This window comes from Nonomuraea polychroma (assembly GCF_004011505.1).
GTDB lineage: Bacteria > Actinomycetota > Actinomycetes > Streptosporangiales > Streptosporangiaceae > Nonomuraea > Nonomuraea polychroma.
The window spans coordinates 10,410,636-10,426,722 of sequence record NZ_SAUN01000001.1 but is presented as its reverse complement, the minus strand read 5'-3'; the positions used below and the strand labels follow the sequence as shown (position 1 = coordinate 10,426,722).

17 protein-coding genes, 1 tRNA gene and 1 pseudogene are annotated in these 16,087 nt (G+C 67.6%); 9 read left to right on the top strand and 10 right to left on the bottom strand.

Features of this window, described 5'->3' with window-relative positions:
- The first annotated feature begins 14 nt into the window (after positions 1 to 14).
- Both EDD27_RS48640 and EDD27_RS48635 read left to right on the top strand, forming a co-directional pair.
- Positions 15 to 1,040, top strand: coding sequence for a zinc-dependent alcohol dehydrogenase (locus EDD27_RS48640; RefSeq protein WP_127939521.1), 1,026 nt, complete (start codon positions 15 to 17; stop codon positions 1,038 to 1,040).
- Positions 1,037 to 1,798: an SDR family NAD(P)-dependent oxidoreductase gene (locus EDD27_RS48635; RefSeq protein ID WP_127939520.1), complete on the top strand. Its 762-nt coding sequence runs from the start codon at positions 1,037 to 1,039 to the stop codon at positions 1,796 to 1,798. The genes EDD27_RS48640 and EDD27_RS48635 overlap by 4 nt, the downstream gene beginning before the upstream one ends.
- Positions 1,799 to 2,012: 214 nt before the next feature.
- Here EDD27_RS48635 and EDD27_RS48630 read toward each other — a convergent pair whose 3' ends face one another.
- A complete protein-coding gene (locus EDD27_RS48630; RefSeq protein WP_127939519.1) occupies positions 2,013 to 2,474 on the bottom strand; it encodes a MarR family winged helix-turn-helix transcriptional regulator in 462 nt (153 codons plus the stop codon).
- A gap of 96 nt (positions 2,475 to 2,570) precedes the next feature.
- On the opposite strand from EDD27_RS48630, the gene EDD27_RS48625 reads away from it, so the two are divergent.
- The 3 genes from EDD27_RS48625 to EDD27_RS48615 all read left to right on the top strand — a co-directional run bounded on the left by EDD27_RS48625 (position 2,571) and on the right by EDD27_RS48615 (position 3,881).
- Positions 2,571 to 2,939 carry a VOC family protein gene (locus EDD27_RS48625; protein WP_127939518.1) on the top strand — a complete coding sequence of 123 codons (369 nt, stop codon included), beginning with the start codon at positions 2,571 to 2,573 and terminating at the stop codon, positions 2,937 to 2,939.
- Between the two features lie 297 nt (positions 2,940 to 3,236).
- Positions 3,237 to 3,473 carry a hypothetical protein gene (locus tag EDD27_RS48620; protein ID WP_127939517.1) on the top strand — a complete coding sequence of 79 codons (237 nt, stop codon included), beginning with the start codon at positions 3,237 to 3,239 and terminating at the stop codon, positions 3,471 to 3,473.
- 99 nt (positions 3,474 to 3,572) lie between these two features.
- Positions 3,573 to 3,881 carry a PIN domain-containing protein gene (locus EDD27_RS48615; RefSeq protein ID WP_241564645.1) on the top strand — a complete coding sequence of 103 codons (309 nt, stop codon included), beginning with the start codon at positions 3,573 to 3,575 and terminating at the stop codon, positions 3,879 to 3,881.
- 447 nt (positions 3,882 to 4,328) lie between these two features.
- On the opposite strand, the gene EDD27_RS48610 is transcribed toward EDD27_RS48615, so the two are convergent.
- A complete protein-coding gene (locus EDD27_RS48610) occupies positions 4,329 to 4,772 on the bottom strand; it encodes a hypothetical protein (protein WP_127939516.1) in 444 nt (147 codons plus the stop codon).
- A gap of 270 nt (positions 4,773 to 5,042) precedes the next feature.
- Here EDD27_RS48610 and EDD27_RS48605 point away from each other — a divergent pair, with 270 nt between their 5' ends.
- On the top strand, positions 5,043 to 6,236 hold the full coding sequence (locus tag EDD27_RS48605) for a lipase family protein (protein WP_127939515.1): 1,194 nt from the start codon (positions 5,043 to 5,045) through the stop codon (positions 6,234 to 6,236).
- Between the two features lie 104 nt (positions 6,237 to 6,340).
- Entirely contained in the window at positions 6,341 to 7,027 is a 687-nt protein-coding gene (locus EDD27_RS48600; RefSeq protein WP_164904128.1) for a DUF4097 family beta strand repeat-containing protein, read from the top strand.
- Between the two features lie 349 nt (positions 7,028 to 7,376).
- On the opposite strand, the gene EDD27_RS48590 is transcribed toward EDD27_RS48600, so the two are convergent.
- The 3 genes and pseudogenes from EDD27_RS48590 to EDD27_RS48580 form a co-directional block, all read right to left on the bottom strand.
- Complete coding sequence (locus EDD27_RS48590) at positions 7,377 to 8,276, bottom strand: IS982 family transposase (protein WP_127939512.1); 900 nt, start codon at positions 8,274 to 8,276, stop codon at positions 7,377 to 7,379.
- A 132-nt stretch (positions 8,277 to 8,408) separates the two neighbouring features.
- On the bottom strand, positions 8,409 to 8,894 hold the full coding sequence (locus EDD27_RS48585; protein ID WP_127939511.1) for a nuclear transport factor 2 family protein: 486 nt from the start codon (positions 8,892 to 8,894) through the stop codon (positions 8,409 to 8,411).
- A 174-nt stretch (positions 8,895 to 9,068) separates the two neighbouring features.
- Positions 9,069 to 9,494: pseudogene (locus EDD27_RS48580) on the bottom strand (transposase family protein); the annotation flags it as partial.
- Between the two features lie 31 nt (positions 9,495 to 9,525).
- Here EDD27_RS48580 and EDD27_RS57495 point away from each other — a divergent pair.
- Positions 9,526 to 9,957 (top strand): tyrosine-type recombinase/integrase, encoded by a 432-nt coding sequence (locus EDD27_RS57495; protein WP_241564644.1) that lies wholly within the window; start codon positions 9,526 to 9,528, stop codon positions 9,955 to 9,957.
- Here EDD27_RS57495 and EDD27_RS48570 read toward each other — a convergent pair.
- Positions 9,945 to 10,523 (bottom strand): hypothetical protein, encoded by a 579-nt coding sequence (locus EDD27_RS48570; RefSeq protein ID WP_127939509.1) that lies wholly within the window; start codon positions 10,521 to 10,523, stop codon positions 9,945 to 9,947. The genes EDD27_RS57495 and EDD27_RS48570 overlap by 13 nt on opposite strands.
- Before the next feature lie 591 nt (positions 10,524 to 11,114).
- Between EDD27_RS48570 and EDD27_RS48565 the strand changes: the two genes are divergently transcribed.
- The gene (locus EDD27_RS48565; protein ID WP_206642003.1) at positions 11,115 to 12,545 is read left to right on the top strand and encodes a serine hydrolase domain-containing protein; all 1,431 of its coding nucleotides are present in this window, start codon (positions 11,115 to 11,117) and stop codon (positions 12,543 to 12,545) included.
- 317 nt (positions 12,546 to 12,862) lie between these two features.
- Here the strand turns inward: EDD27_RS48565 and EDD27_RS48560 are convergent.
- The 4 genes from EDD27_RS48560 to EDD27_RS48545 form a co-directional block, all read right to left on the bottom strand.
- Positions 12,863 to 12,935, bottom strand: a tRNA-Thr gene (locus EDD27_RS48560).
- Between the two features lie 20 nt (positions 12,936 to 12,955).
- Positions 12,956 to 13,918, bottom strand: coding sequence for a 23S rRNA (guanosine(2251)-2'-O)-methyltransferase RlmB (gene rlmB / locus EDD27_RS48555; protein ID WP_127939508.1), 963 nt, complete (start codon positions 13,916 to 13,918; stop codon positions 12,956 to 12,958).
- Positions 13,919 to 13,988: 70 nt separating this feature from the next.
- Entirely contained in the window at positions 13,989 to 14,915 is a 927-nt protein-coding gene (locus EDD27_RS48550; RefSeq protein ID WP_127939507.1) for an RNA polymerase sigma-70 factor, read from the bottom strand.
- Positions 14,912 to 15,823: an NAD-dependent epimerase/dehydratase family protein gene (locus EDD27_RS48545; RefSeq protein WP_127939506.1), complete on the bottom strand. Its 912-nt coding sequence runs from the start codon at positions 15,821 to 15,823 to the stop codon at positions 14,912 to 14,914. The genes EDD27_RS48550 and EDD27_RS48545 overlap by 4 nt, the downstream gene beginning before the upstream one ends.
- Positions 15,824 to 16,087: the final 264 nt, after the last annotated feature.

Here is a 16,087-nt window from a genome sequence, read left to right as displayed (position 1 = left end):
TGGGAGCCCGAACGGTGCTAACCGCCAATTACCTGGGGAATCAGACGATCGGCATCCGCGAGGCGGATCCGTCGCCCCCGAAGGCCGGTCAGGTGCAGATCGAGGTCGCGTACACCGGAATCTGCGGCACGGACCTGCACATCCTCCACGGACACATGGACGCCAGGGTCAAGCCGCCCGCCATCATCGGCCACGAGATGAGCGGAGTCATCGCCGCCGTGGGCGACGGAGTCACCGGGTGGGCCGCCGGCGACCACGTCACTGTCATGCCGCTGGACTGGGACGGTTCCTGTCCCGCGTGCCGTGCGGGCAACCAGCACATCTGCCAGAACCTCACCTTCGTCGGCATCGACTCCCCCGGCGCGCTCCAGGGCCTGTGGAACGTCGACGCCGATCTCCTGGTCCCCCTGCCCAAGACCCTGCGCCTGGACCACGCGGCCCTGGTCGAGCCCGTGGCGGTCGCCGTCCACGACGTACGGCGAGCCGAGCTCGCGCCGGGCGACCGCGCGGTGGTCGTCGGCGGCGGCCCCATCGGCGTGCTCATCGCCGCGGTCGCCAGGCACGAGGGCGCGGACGTCGTGGTCGTCGAGATAGACCCGCGACGCAGACAGGCCGCCGCGGCCATGGGGTTCCGCGTGCTCGACCCCTCGGCCACCGACCAGGTCGCGTGGGTCGAGGAATGGACGCAGGGAGCCGGCGCGGACGTGGCATTCGAGGTGTCCGGCGCGGCGGCGGCGGTGCTGGGCGTGACGAACCTGGTGAAGGTACGGGGCACGGTCGTCGTGGTGGCCATCCATCCACAGCCGCGGCCGGTCGACCTGCAACGCGTCTTCTGGCGCGAGCTGCGCTTGCTGGGCGCGCGCGTCTACCAGCGCGCCGACTTCGAGCGCGCCGTCGAGTTGCTGGCCACGGGGGTGATCCCGGCCGGCGAGCTGATCACCGAGATCGTGCCGATCACCGGGACGGCGGACGCCTTCGCCGCCCTGGAGTCGGGGCGGGCCATGAAGATCCTCGTGAACGTCTCTGGGGGTACGGCATGAGCCACGAACTCTTCGACCTGACCGGGAGCACGGCCGTCGTGACGGGCGCCCGCCGCGGCATCGGCCTGGCCATCGCCGAGGCGCTGGCCAGGGCGGGCGCCGACATCATAGGCGTCAGCGCGGCCATGGAGCCGTCGGGCAGCGAGGTGGCGGGCCGCGTGGAAGCGGCGGGACGGACTTTCACGCCGCTTCAGGCCGACTTCTCCGACCGGGCGGCCGTCAGCGCGCTCGCCGCCCACCTCGAGGGGCTCGGTGTCGACATCCTGGTGAACAACGCGGGCACCATCGAGCGGGAGCCCGCCGCCCAGCACCCGATCGAGCTGTGGGACCGGGTCATCGAGACCAACCTCAACAGCCAGTTCGTGCTCAGCCAGGCCGTCGGCCGGTCGATGATCGAGCGAGGCCACGGCAAGATCATCTTCATCGCATCGCTGCTGAGCTTCCAGGGCGGCATCAACGTGCCCGGCTACACCGCTTCCAAGTCGGCGCTGGCGGGGCTGACGAAGGCGCTGGCCAACGAGTGGATGCCGAAGGGCGTCAACGTCAACGCCATCGCCCCCGGCTACATCGCCACGGACAACACGCAGGCGCTCCGGGACGACCCCGAGCGCAGCAGGTCCCTTCTGGAGCGCATCCCGGCCGGCCGGTGGGGGTCGGCGAGCGACCTCGGCGGTGCCGCGGTGTTCCTGGCCGGTCGCGCCTCCGATTACGTCTCCGGCGTCGTGCTCCCCGTGGACGGCGGCTGGCTCGCCCGCTGACGTCCACGCCGCGTTTGCTCGGCGGCGAACCCGTCGAGGGCTGGCGAAGGATCTGACGTGCAAGGAGATCCTGGACCGGTTCGTGCGTCCGCAACCGCCAGGCCGTCTTGCGATCTCCTCCTGGGGAGGCACTCAGTCAGACCTCTCATCCGGTGGCAAGGACCGACGAAGTCGGTCTGCAGCAGCGACCTGCGGCCCGGGGTGCGGCGGGCGGTCATCCGTCGAGGGCGGCGGCCATGCGGTCGAGGTCGGCCAGCAGGGCGTCCAGGCGGCGGGCTGGGATCGCGCCGATCATGCGCCGCTCTATGTCGTAGACCGCGGCGCGTGCCGCCGTCAGGCGGCGCAGCCCCTCGTCGGTGAGGTGCACCGGCAGGGCCCGGCCGTGGTCGGCGGTGGCGGGGCGGGTGACCAGCCCGCCGTCCTGCAGGCCGCGCAGCACGACGCTGGAGGACTGCCGGGTGACGAAGGTCCCCCGGGCCAGTTCGGAGCCGGAGATTCCCGGGCGCTCGTCCAGCAGTTCCAGGCAGGCGTACTGCGGCACGGTCAGGTCGTGCTCGCGCAGCGCCTTGTCCATCGCGCCGCGCAGCGCAGCGGCAGCCCGCTTGAGCCGGTATCCCACGTGCTCGGTGACGTCCCCGGCCGCGTGGGGCGGAACGGGCTTCCCCTCCTCTGTCATGTCAATATTTTGACATAGGCGGCGGGTCGGGCGTACCGTGAGCTATGTCAAAGTCCTGACATCAGGATGCGGATTCCAACCACCCAGGAGCACTTCATGACCGCCACCGTCACCGGCCCCGACTTCCTCGCCCTGCAGGTACGCGACCTCGAGGCGGCCGCCGCCTTCTTCGAGCAGCACCTCGGCCTGGTCCGGGCCCCGGCCGCGCCCCCGCACGCCGTGGTGTTCGCCACCCGGCCGATCCCGTTCGCCGTCCGCGAGCCGCTGCCCGGCGTCGACCTCGACAGCGGACGGCCCGGCCTCGGCGTGGCGCTGTGGCTGGCCGCCGACGATGCCCAGGCCCTGCACGACCGGCTCGCCGCCGCGGGCGTGCCCATCCTCAGCGCGCCGCAGGACGGCCCCTTCGGCCGGATGTTCACCTTCCTCGGCCCCGAGGGCTACGCCCTCACCGTGCACGGAGGCTGAGAAGGCGACACGTCGAACAGCGCAACACTAGAAACGTCGGAACCGCGTAACGGTGGCACGTGGGCTAATTTCTCACCTACGAAAATGCGCCTGACCAGGCCAGCGACCGGACATTCTCGGCTCTAAAGCGCAATCAAGGCAGCGGCAGTGTGCACGGAGCGGACCTGGTCGGCTATCACCGCACGAATCGGGCGGTCTCCACCCTAGCCCGTCCACGGCCTTACATGATCGTCCACACCCCTCGTTAGCATTCGCGACCGCAAGATCGAATCGATCTCACCACGTAGACTCCAATGTATGAGTGCGCTGCATGAGGAGTACGAAGACCTTCATCGCCTGGTCGACCGCCTTACGCTTCCCCAGGCACGAGCCTTGCGTGCCGTCGCACTTGAACTGGTCCACGACCAGCCGGCACCGATCGCCGAGCAAGTGGAGAGACGACGGACACTCTCCTTCGCCGGCATCGTCGCGGACGAAGCTGACAGCGCTCAGCGGTCGGAGGAAATCCTTCGAGATCACTTCCGGCAGAGCTGATGCTCATCTGCGACACCGGCCCTCTGTACGCCGTACTCAACCGCAAGGACCAGGACCACGAGCGTTGTGTCGCGCTCCTCGAAACACATCGTGGTCCACTTGTCGTTCCTGCTCCTGCGCTTACCGAGGTCTGCTGGCTCCTCGAGTCTCGAGTCGGTCCAGACGCAGGTCCGGTTCCTTAGCTCCATCGTCGATGGTGAATTGGCGCTCGAACCGTTGGTGCTCGACGATGCAGCCCGGATGGCCGAGCTCGTCAGGACCTACTCCAACTTCCCTCTCGGTGCTGCAGACGCTTCCGTAATCGCCGTGGCCGAACGCCTTGACGCCCGCGAGGTCGCCACCCTTGATCACAGACACTTCCACGCCATCAAGCCGAAGCACGTGACGGCCCTCACCTTGCTCCCTTAGCAACTCACTCCATCTCTAAACGATCATCAAGAGGCACTTGCCGACAGCGAGCGACCGCCGCGTGGCGAGCGAAGTCATCTCGAGTTCTTCCGCGCAGCAACTCTCGGCGACGCCCAAGGTGACTCCACAGACCCCGAAGACAAAGTCGGAAGCACAAGGCCCCTGACGGCGTAATACCTGCTCAGGGGCCTTTGACTGGCAGAGCCGACGAGGGAGTCGAAGCCCTGACCTTCTGTTTACAAGGCCCTCCGAACAATCTTCACGGTCGTTCAGGGCCGTTCCTTGTGCTGGTCGCCGACGGCCCGGCCGTTCAGATCCGTGCCGTCAATTCGATCGTGCATTCGGGTGGCTCCCAAAGGCGGTGGCTCCCAGCAAAGCCAACAGATCACCTCGTCGAGTTACCCGGACCTTTTGAGCACTTGGCGCCCGAGACGGACGAATCGTCTATCAATCGTCGATCCAGATGTACCACGGTCCGTCGAGGTGGCGATAGAAGCCCGGCGCGTCGATGTCCGGCTCGCCGCTCAGACTCCAAGCGAGGCCGTAGCTTGTGAAGAATCCCGTGTCCTCGATCACGAAGCCGAAGGCCCTGCAGGATCCTTCAAGGTACTCGACGGGATACAGGCCGATCCAATGCCGCTTTCCCGGCGGCGTCCCCTCTGACACCGTCTTCGCGAAGTGGTCGAGGCTGCCACGCGACAACTCGAAACGCATCCTGACCGGCGCACCGACGTAGACCAGCGAGCCCGTCAACACCACGACGAGGGGCGGCACAGCCCAGAACGGCCAGTTACGACGCAATGCGACCAGCCTCCCCCGCCTGACAAGGACGGAACCCAGCACGATCAGCCAGCCGACGCCGAACGACAGCCAGCCGGCGCCGACGAGCATGAGCCACGTGAAATGCCACCCGGGAACACTCGTCGTATAAATGGTCCCTAGTACGGCAGCCGCCATTCGCTAGCTGAGCTGGGTATATGCGGTGGCCAGGCGGGTGCGTCGGTGGAACCAGCGGGCGCGTGCTTGATCCCGGCAGGGCGGTCCAGGCGGGACGAAGACGCCGTTCACGCTCCACGGCGGCGCAGGGGTAAGGCTGGCACTACCAAGAACCAGGGTGCCGCCAGCAATGCCGCTCTTTGCGGCTGTATCTAGGGTTTCGGCATGACCTTTTCTCGCGCCTTAGTAACCGCCGGGCTCGCCCTGGGCTGCCTTGCCACCACGTTGCCCGCCGAAGCCTCAGTAGCACAAACCGTGGCACGCGGCGCCGTGGTCTCCTCGACCCTCGTCGAGAAGCTGGACAAGGGCCAGATCGCCGAGCGGCTCAAGGCGGCCGGCATCGATGCGGCGCAGGTGAAGTACGGGGTCAGCGCCTATCGCGTGGTCTATCGCACCGTGGACGCCAAGGGCCGGTCCACCACCGCCAGCCAGTTGGTCGCCCTGCCTGACAACGGCCGGCGCGACCTGCGGGTCGTCTCCTGGTTGCACGGCACCACCGTCTACCGGGGTGATGTGGCCTCGGTGAACGAGAAATCCACCGACCGCGCCGCGGCGCTGCTGTTCGCGGGAGCCGGGCATGCGGTGTCCGCCCCTGACTATCTCGGCCTGGGCATGGGGCCCGGCCACCACACCTATGGAGACCCGCGGACCACGGTCTCCGCCCCGGTGGACGCCCTTCGCGCGACCCGCGCCTTCACCAGGGGCCACGAGCGCCGGCTCGACTCGCGCGTGCTGGTCAGCGGCTTCTCACAGGGCGGTCCCGCGACCATGATGGTGGGGCGCTTCCTGCAGCAGGGTCAGGACCCGTACTTCCGGCTGGGAGGCCTCGCCCCGATCGCCGGTCCGTTCGACCTGAGTTCTTTCGAGGCCGCCGCGGCGGACGACAAGATTCGGATGGCCTCGCTCTACCTGGCCTACTTCGTGATCTCGGCGGACCGCTATACCGACGTCTACGGCACGCCGAGCGAGGCCTTCCGCGCCCCGTACGACGAGCAGGTGGAGAAGCTCTTCGACGGAAACCACCAGGCCGCGGAGATCGCCCAGGCGTTGCCGCCGACGTCCGAGAAGTTGTTCACCGCGCAGTTCCTGGACAGGGTGCGCAAGCCGACCGGCAAACTGAAAGAACTGCTGACCGCGCTCGACTCCACCTGCAACTGGAAGCCGGCCGTTCCGGTCCGCCTGCATCACGCCAAGGGCGACGCCGACGTCGCCTACGACAACGCGCTGTACTGCCAGCGTCAACTGCGTTCCCACGGTGCCACGCAGACCCTCACCGACGCGGGCAGCGTGGATCACAACCAGACCGTCCGTAAGGCGCTGCCGCTGGTGGTCGCCGGCTTCACGGGCAACTGGGCTTGATCCGTCCGGTCTCAGCGATGTCCTCAGGAACAACTCCAGGGATCAATCGAGGCCGGTACATCAGGATGACTCGGAATTGCACCATGAAAATGAAGGCAAAAGCGATGATCGCGTGCTCTATCGGGCTCGTTGCGGTATTGACCGGCTGCGGTACCAGCGACCCGCTGGATGAGGAGATCGTGTCGTACGACGTCACCGACAAGGTAGCGGCGTTGCACGTCGAAGCCGACAACGCCGGGACCGTCGAAGTGGTCGAGTCCCATCGTCGGAGCATCCACGTGACGGAGCGGCTCAGCTGGCTCAAGGACAAGCCGAAGGCCAGCCACAAGGTGCAAGGCGACACGCTAGAGCTGACGTTCGCCTGTCCCACCACCTGGGGGTGGGGAGCCTTGGGCGCGTCTTGCGACGTGCACTACCAGATCGAGGCGCCCAAGGGACTCCGCATCAAGGTGAGCTCCGACTCGGGAAAGCTGACGCTGAAGAACCTGTCAGGCGAGTTGGAAGCCACCACCGACTCCGGGGCAATCGAGGCCACCGAGCTGACAGGCGCGAAAGTCGCCACGAAGACCGGCTCGGGTGACATGAACCTGGCCTTCGCCGGGCCACCCGACCAGGTCACTACCACCACGGATTCGGGCAAGACCGTGATCCATGTGCCTCAGGGGTCGTACAACATCGTGGCCAAGACGGACTCCGGCCACAAGAACATCAAGCCCGCGAGCCTCCCCTCGGCCCTGCGCACGATCGCGCTGTCCAGCGACTCCGGGGACCTGGAGGTCAGGACACCCTGACGGGCACCTCCTAACGACAGCCGCCATTCGTTAGCTCAGCTGGGTGTATGCGGTGGCCAGGCGGGCGCGGCAACGGAACCAGCGGGCGCGTGCTTGATGGCCGGCGTCGCCAGGCTGACCAGTGAGCAACGTGTTCCAGGGTCGGTGTGTGGCCAGTGACGGCGTTGAACAGGCGCTTGACCTCTGCGATCGTCAGCGGGATCAGGCCAGGGTCCTCGGGCGGTGCTTCGTCGGGACGGGTGGGGCGCGTGGCCTGGGTGTCGGTGCGGTGCCGGGTCGCGGCGGCGGTGGCCGCGCAGACGGCCAAGGCGGCAATGACCAGCACTAGACGAGTAAGTCCGAAGTTCGGTCAGTGGTCGTAGGCGATCAACGAACGGGTGATGGGCTGGCCGGTGGCGCGGTTGTGCCAGACCGCCGCAGTCAACGCCAGGATCCGTTGGGCGATGCGAACCGCGACGCCCAACGGACTGCGCCCGCCATGCAGCTCCAGATCGAGCTGGCCTTTGAGGGTGTCGTTGACTGACTCGATGAGCTGGCGGATCGGTTTGAGGAACTGCTCACCCGGGCGGGGCGCGCGGTTGCGGTAGGAGGGCCGGAGTAGGTGCACGCCGCGTTCGGCCAGGTAGGCGTCGAGTCCGGCGGAGACATAGCCCTTGTCAGCGATGATCAGCAGGCCGGGGCGCTCGATGAGCAGGTGGGGGTCGTGGTCGAGGACGGCCATCAGCACCTGACGCTCGTCGAGTTTCGGAGTGGCCAGGGCCCAGGTGATCGGTAATCCGGCAGGAGTGCACACCAGGTGCAGGCGCAGGCCCCAGAAGAACCGCGAGTGGGAGCGGCAGTAGCCGTAGCCGGCCCAGCCGGCCAACTCCGAGCGCTGAACGGTGGGGCGGGAGCCGCATTCAACCGGGGTGGAGTCCACGACCCAGACCGGGTCGGTCCACAGGTCGGTGTCGCGGGCCAGGGCGCGGATAGCGCGTTGGATCAGGGGCAGCGATGCGCGCAGGCGTTTGTTGTAGCCGGACTGGCCAGGCAAGTAGGGGAAGGCGCCGGGCAGGTGCACCGGCAGGAAGCGCAGCCAGCGGGTCTCGGAGCGGATGCCGAGCAGGGCTTGGGCGATGGCCAGGGTGAGCAGTTCGGCGTCGGTGAGTTTGGGCGGGCGACCGATGCGGGCGGGCGTGCCGGGAGCACCGAGCCAGTCATCGATCTTGACGTAGAGTGCGGTGACAAGGGTGTTGAGGTCTGTTGTCACAAACCGATCTTCAACACCCTTCGTCATGGCCCGCTACTGCCGAAGCTGTGCCGAGCCGCCAGGTAGGTGGTCTACGTGCCGGTAACGTGCGGGAACACTGCGGTCGGCTGTCCCCTCCTTCGGCCCAGGGCTCTACGTGTGCGAGGTCGCGGCGGCGATGGCGGCGGGATCCCAGTAGAACGGCCGGCATTCAAGCATGCGCCCGTTCCGTACCCGAATCAGTTGCATGATCAGCGTGTCGATCTCCTGGCCAGTTGCACGAGCGCGGAACCGTACCCGGCTCCGTACCACCACCGTGTCCCTGTCGCCCCAGTGTTCCTGCTCAAGGAACTCCATGGATGCCCAGGTCTCGCTGAAAGCGGCCAGGAACCGCTCCAGCCCGTCACGTCCTCGCCACGTCCCCGTCCCCGTGAAAGGCAAACCAGGAGCCTGATACAGGACGACCTCAGGGTCCAGATATGCGGCCACCTCGTCATAGCTAGCCTTGCCGAACCCACCCGCGGCCACGTACGCGGCCTCGGCCCGGTAGAACTTCTCCATCACCGTCCAGGCGTCCTGCCATCGGTCCCCGGCAGGCGAGCCGTCAGTCTGCTTGTCGGTCACATTCGCCGTACTCATGGCTTCAGCGTCACAGGCAGGTGAAGAACCGTGCTGGCGGTGATCGGACGCCTCAGTGGCGACATCCGTAATGGCATCGATCTTGGCGGCGGTGCGTGAGCCCGGACACCAGACCGCCTACCTCGCGGCTCGGCACATCCTGGGAGCACCCGAACGAGTTCCGACTTACTCGTCTAGGTGCCGCAGCAGCGCCTGGTGGAGGCGGACCTGGGACTCGTCCAGGCCGAACAGGTCCTTGTCGGCCCGGAAGCTCTCCTCCACCGGCCATCGCAGCCCGGCGGCGGCGATCAGGCGAGCCAGGGCGGCTGGCTGACCGGCGGGCACGAAGCAGTAGTGAAAGGCCAGTTCACCACTCTTGCGGTGCTTGCGCACCAGCAGACAGTGGGCGGGGCTGGCAGTGGCGATCCAGGCCCAGGCGTAGGTTCGCTCGCCCTTGGAGCCGGTCCCGGCCGAGCGGATGACCCACCGGCGTTTCTGCCTCAGATGCTTGGCCACGGCTTGTTCGCAGGTCAGGCAGGTGCCGCCGCCGAGGGTGGGGGTGAAGGTGGCACGGATACGCAAGACGTAGGCCTGGCCGTGTTCTTCCAGGAAGGAGGGGAGAGTCTCGAGAGAGGACAGCTCGGATGAGGCGATGGGTCGCCATGATGGCCGTCGCTGTGGCCGTGTCCGTCCCGGTTACCGGGCCTGTACAGCTGCGCATGCTCAGGCGGCCCCGACCGGCCCAGCCGACGCGCTCAGGCGCCAGTTGGTCGAGAACCGGGGTGTGACCATACCAGTCACAACGGAGCCTTGGTTATTCGGGCGGTACCGACTAGTTCTTGGACGATCCCCGCGCCGTGGGCGCACTCGGCCAGCCCTCTTATTCAATGGCAAGGACCGCCACATCCACGCCACGACCCTGCTACTGGCCGGCGTCCCGGTCCATGTCGTCGCGGCCCGCCTAGGCCACGCCGACCCAGCAATCACCCTCCGGGTGTACGCGCATGTAATCCATGAGCAAGCGGCCACGGTTGCGGAGGTCTTCGCATGTGCCCTGAGCGGACGACTGACTCACTCGCCATGACCGAGGATGACTGCCATCTGATCGGCTTCGAGCCATTCCAGGTCCAACGATGCGCCGCTTTCCATCTCGATGATTGCCATGGCGCTCGCTTTAGAGAGCGGGGTGAAAGGGTCCGGGAGAAGGTGCAGTACATGGTTAAGGGCATGCGGTTCGGCTCCGTACACCGCAGTACGATCCAGGGCCGGCACCTCGACGAGAACGCGTCCATCAACCGCGTAGACGAGGCGATTTCCTCCGTTGACGTGCCACCCAACGTTCCAGAGCCGGGCTCCCTCGCTCAGCCGATCCATGAGCCCCGGCACCCACGAGACGACCTCCCCGACGTGGTCCAGCAGCATGATTGATGAGCCACAGTCAGCGATATGAACCGCTGGGACGTAGAGCGGCCCCTCCCGCACATCCAGCATGCGGATGTCCGCCTCAGGGCCGGCGAGTCGCTCAGCGACGTCGGCCACGCTCAAGGGCGCCGCGAGGGACTGGATGGCCGTCCACGACATACCAACCTCAAGCCACTGAGCAGTGTCGAGTAATCGGCAATAGTGATCCACGAGTTCGCTGGAGGGCATAGCCCGTGATCGCACCGAGGCAGCAAGGGAGTTAGCAAGATCTCAATATCGTCCTGACAAATATGAAGCCCCTGACGGCGTATCGCCTGTTCGAGGGTTTCCGGCTACACCTGTGACACCGGTCCATCAGAATCCCGTCTGCGTACCTGCATGGGAATTCTCGGCAATGCGTCCCGACACTGGAGCAGTCTCAATCGCCAACGTCACCATTCCGCATCTTCTCGAGCGCCTCGTCGAGGCGGCGTCGCGGGCACGGCACCCTCAGCGTCACCGAGGACTCACCCTGGCTCTTCCCTGGCGCCCTCGCCGGACAACACCTCAGCGACTTCCACCTGGGAACCCGGTTGAAGCGCCTGGGCATCTGCTCCGCCCCCGGCCGGACCTCCGCCCTCATGAACCTCTCCACCCAACTGCCGGCCGTAATCCTCACCGAACTGCTGGCAATCAGTCCCGGGACCGCCACCGCCTGGACCCAGGCCGGCGGCTACCGGGCCCGCTACGCGGCTCAACTCCCCGATCGACCCAATCGCGGAACCTAAGCACTGTCCGAAACTCGATGGGCGGATTTGGCGGATTCGTTAGGGTGTCTGGATGCCTTCTCAGCGCACCCTACTGCCGCGATCGACACCGGCCGCCTCGGGGATGTCGTCCCGTTCGATCGCCGCGCTGCTGGATCGGCTCGAAGCGCAATCCATTGAGTGTCACTCCATCATGGTCGTACGCCACGGTCACGTCGTCGCCGAAGGCTGGTGGGCGCCGTACTCGGCCGAACGCCCGCATCTTCTTTACTCGCTGACCAAGTCGTTCACCTCGGTCGCCGTGGGGCTCGCGATCGCCGACGGGCTGCTGTCGCTGGACGATCGGGTGGTGGACGTGTTGCCCGACCACGTTCCGGCCGGCATCTCGGAGCAGGGACGCCGCCTCACCGTTGACCACCTGCTGTCCATGACGGCCGGACACCGTACGGACAGCCTTGCCGAGGCCTGGCAACTGGAACCGGGCGACCTGGTGAAGGGCTTCCTGCGCGTACCGTTTCCCGAGTCCGAGGGAACACGGCACGCCTACGACAATCCGACCACCTTCGTCCTGGCCCGGATGGTGGAACGGGTCATGGGCCGCGGCCTCCCGGAACTGCTCGACGAGCGCCTCTTCAAGCCGATGGGCGTCGACCACGCCGAATGGGATCGGGTCGCGAGCGGTGCCGCCTTCGGATTCCACGGACTGCACCTCGCGACCGAGGCCGTCGCCGCCTTCGGTGAACTGCTGCTGCGCGGAGGCCTTTGGGGCGACCGGCGGCTCGTCCCGCGCGAATGGGTGGAACTCGCGACCAGACGGCACATCGATACCCTGCCATTCGAGGACGGACTGGGGGACGCCGACTTCCTTTGCGGGTACGGTTACCAGTTCTGGATGTCGCCTCACGGTTACCACGGTCACGGCTCCTTCGGCCAGCAATGCGTGGTCGTCCCGTCGCACGATCTCGTGGTCGCCGTGACCGGCGGCCATACAGAGTCACAGGCAATGCTCGACGCAATATGGGGGTGCCTGCTGCCCGGCGTGGACCACGCGGGAAGCACCCGGGACGACGAGATCCTCGCCGATCGGCTGCGGCGGCTGTCATTCGCGCCGGTGCCGGGTTCGGCCGCCCCGGAGCGTTCCGTCAAGGCGAGACTCGACGCCTCCGCCGAGGATTCGGCTCTGCCCGACGGAACCACGGTGATCGTCGATTCCGTGGACGGTGGGTGGCTCCTGCGATTCGGGTCGTTCCTCAACGTCGAGGTCGGCCACGGTGAATGGCGGGAGAGTTCGCCGCTCGGCCGCCCTGTCGTCGCGGCCGGCGCCTGGCAGGGCAACACGTTCGTCGCCGAGCTTTACGTCATCACCACCCCGCACCGGGTTCGGCTGGTGGTCGACGCCGACGCGGGGACAGCGGTGGCGACATGGAGCATTGTGCCCCTGACCGGCCCCAGTCTGGCGTTGCATGTGCGGTCGCCGCTGATGACACGGCCCGACGTCGCGTAGGTGATGTTGGCTAGGCTCGCAGGTGTCGGCTACGGGATGTCTCGTCACCCGGTGTTGGCCTGGTTCGGACCGTGGATGGATGCAGGTGTTCTCGGCCCAACTGGGCATTGCGCAGGTTCTGTTAGCCGAAGTTACCGATACACCTGCTGGAGGCGACCGCCGCGCCGCGACCGAAGCCATTTCCAGCGCTCTCCTGGGGAAACAACTCCCGGTGGCTCCCAAGGTGGCTCCCGCAGACGCCGAAGACACCGGTTAAAGATCGGAAAGCAGAAGGCCCCTGACGGCGTAATGCCTGCTCAGGGGCCTTTCTGTTGCAGAGCCGACGAGGGGAATCGAACCCCTGACCTTCTGTTTACAAGACAGATGCTCTGCCGATTGAGCTACGTCGGCGCGGCCTACCAGTGTAGACGCTAGAGACGCCTGTGACGAGCGACTTCATACAGCGCCACGCCCGCCGCCACGCCCGCGTTGAGCGATTCGGCCGCCGCGCGCATCGGGATGCGGGCCAGTACGTCGCAGTGCTCGCGGACCAGGCGGGAGAGGCCCTTGCCCTCCGAGCCCACGACGATCACTGCGGGCTCGGACAGGAGTTGGACGTCGCCGATGTCGGTTTCGCCGGCGCCGTCGAGGCCGATGACGAACAGGCCAGCGTCGCGGTATTCGCGCAGGGCCGCCGTCAGGTTGGCGGCGCGGGCGACGCGAAGGCTGGCCAGGGTGCCGGCGGACGTCTTCCATGCGCCTCCCGTGACGCCGGCCGAGCGGCGCGAAGGGATGAGGAGGCCGTGGGCGCCGAAGGCGGTGGCGGAGCGGGCGATCGCGCCCAGGTTGCGGGGGTCGGTGACCGAGTCCAGGGCGACGATCAGAGGGATCTCTGCTGCGTCGTGCGCGAGTTCCACCAGCTCCGAGGGGTGCGCGTAGTCGTATGCGGGGATTTGGAGTGCGATCCCCTGGTGCACGCCGCCCTCCGTCAGGCGGTCGAGCTTTTCGCGGGTGGCCTCGAGCAGGGCGATGCCGCGTTCTGTTGCGATCTTGATGGAGTCGCGTACGCGGTCGTCGTTGTCGATGCGCTGAGCGACGTAGAGGGCGTTGGAGGGCACCCCTGCCTGCAGGGCCTCCAGCACGGGGTTGCGGCCGCCGATGAACTCAGGGGCGTCTTCCGAGCGGCGCTGCTTCGTCGGTGCCGAACGGCGTGCGCCGCCCTGCTCCTCGCGGGCAATGCGCTCGGCGCGGGCCTTGTCCTTATACCAATGGCGCATTTCGGCAGGCGGAGTCGCGCCCTTGCCCTCGAGGGAACGGCGTTTCTGCCCCCCGGTGCCTTTGGACGGGCCCTTTTTCTTTGCGGGCCTGCCCGAAGCCCTACCCCCTGCTGCCATGCCATCAAGGGTACTCGGGTCGCCGGGCGCCTCATCCCACGCCGATCGTGCTCAGGATTGCGCCAGCGCGTCAGTCTGTGGGGCGGCGGCGGGCCTGGTTCACCTCGCGGACGACCGCCCACGCGTCCGCCACCGGGCCCAGGTGCCCGAGCTTGTCGGGGTTGATCACCGCGCGGATCGTCTGGATCTGCCCGTCCAGGATGTCGAGCGCCAAGGTGTTGACGACCTTGCCGTCCCGGTCCCGGAAGATCGCGCCCGCCTGGCCGTTCACCTCGTGCGGCTCCACGACGCCGCCGATCCGGACGAACGGCGTGACGAGCGCGGCCAGCGTCCGGGCCACGTTCTCCGCGCCGAAGACGCCCTTGCCCCACAGCGGGGCCTTGCCGCCACTGTCGCCGACCATCTGCACGTCCGCGGCCAGCAACTTCCGCAGCCCGTCCACGTCCCCCTCCCGGAAGGCATCGAAGAATCGCCCGGCGAGCTGCTCGCGTTCCCGGCGGCCGGCCTCGAACCGGGCGCGTCCCGCGTCCATGTGGCGGCGCGCCCGCACCACGAGCTGGCGGCACGCCGCCTCCGACCGCCCCACCGCCGAGGCGACCTCACCGAAGCCGAACCCGAACACCTCCCGCAGCACGAAGACCGCCCGCTCGAGCGGGCTGAGCCGCTCCAGCAGCAACAGGGCCGCCATCGAGATCGAGTCGGCCAGCTCCGCCGACCGCTGCGGGTCCTGGTACGGGTCGGCCAGCAGCGGCTCGGGGAACCACTCCCCGACGTACTCCTCCCGCCGGACGCGCGCCGAGCGCAGCACGTCAATCGCGATCCGGGACACCACGGCTGACAGGAACGCTTTGACCGACGCGGGCTGGGTCGGGGTGGCCTCGTAGCGCAGCCAGGTCTCCTGGACCGCGTCCTCAGCCTCGCTCACGCTGCCGAGGATCCGGTAGGCGATCGAGAACAGCAGCGGCCGCAGCTCCTGGAACTCCTCGGCCCGGGTCACGCCAGCTCCTCCTTGAAGCCCTGCCGCCAGGAGGGGTAGCGCAGCTGCCAGCCGAGCTCCCGCTTGGCCTTGGCGTTGGAGAAGCCGCGCCCCTCGGTCATCATCGTCACCGCCGTCTTCCCGGCCAGCGGCCGGGCCAGCCAGGTGGGGATCCGCATCGGTGGCTTGGCCCCCGCGCACGCTGCCAGGTAGGGCAGCCACTGGTTGGCCGGGGCCGGCTCGTCGTCGACGATGTTGAACACGCCTCTCGCCTTCTGCTCCACGGCCAGGACGGTGGCGCTCGCCGCGTCGTCGAGATGCACCCACGAGCTGTAGCCGCCGCCGTGCCCGACGACGGGGTACTGCCGCTTGCGCACGAGCTCGACCTGATCGTCGGTGGCGCCCGGCCCGTAGAACGCGCCGTATCGCAGGACCGCGCCACCAGCCTTGACGACCACCTCCTCAAGATGGCGGATCGCCTCCGCCGCCTTGCCCGTGCTCGTCGGGTCCAGCGGGTCCTCCTCGGTCTTCACCCATCCGCCCTGGCGGATGCCGTTCCAAGCGGCGTAGCTCTGTGCGACGACATGGGGTACGCCGACCGCTTCGGCGGCGGCCAGCAGGTGGTCCGTCCCCTCGGTACGCAGCCGGTTGGTGGTGGCGAACCAGCGGTCGAAATGTTTGATGTCGGGCTTGCCGGAGATGGCGGTCATCTCGTGCACGATCACCTCCGGCCGGGCCTGGGCCACCGCCTCACCGACCGACGCCGCATCCAGCCCGTCCATCACGACCGCCTCGGCGCCCAGCCGCTCCAGCAGGCCCAGCTTGGCCGCGCTCCTCGTCGTGGCCGTCACCTGGTGGCCGCGCGCCACGAGCTGCGGCACCAGCCGCCGCCCCAACGCCCCGGCCCCGCCTGCTACGAACACCCGCATGACCATCACCTTCCCGACGTGAGCGTCTGTCTGCTCTACCTGGGACGAGACAGCCCGACCACCCGTGACATGACCCGCCGCCCGTGACATGACCCGCCGCCCGTGACATGACCGGCACCCGTGACATGAAAAGGCCAGACAGTTGGGAAAGATCGTTCGCGGCTGTTGGTCGATGCCCCCACGATTTCGTGGGGGCATCGAGCCGGCAGGCGGTGGTTGAGGAGATCTCCCCGCAGGTGGAGAGCAAGGAGAGCGCCGTCATCA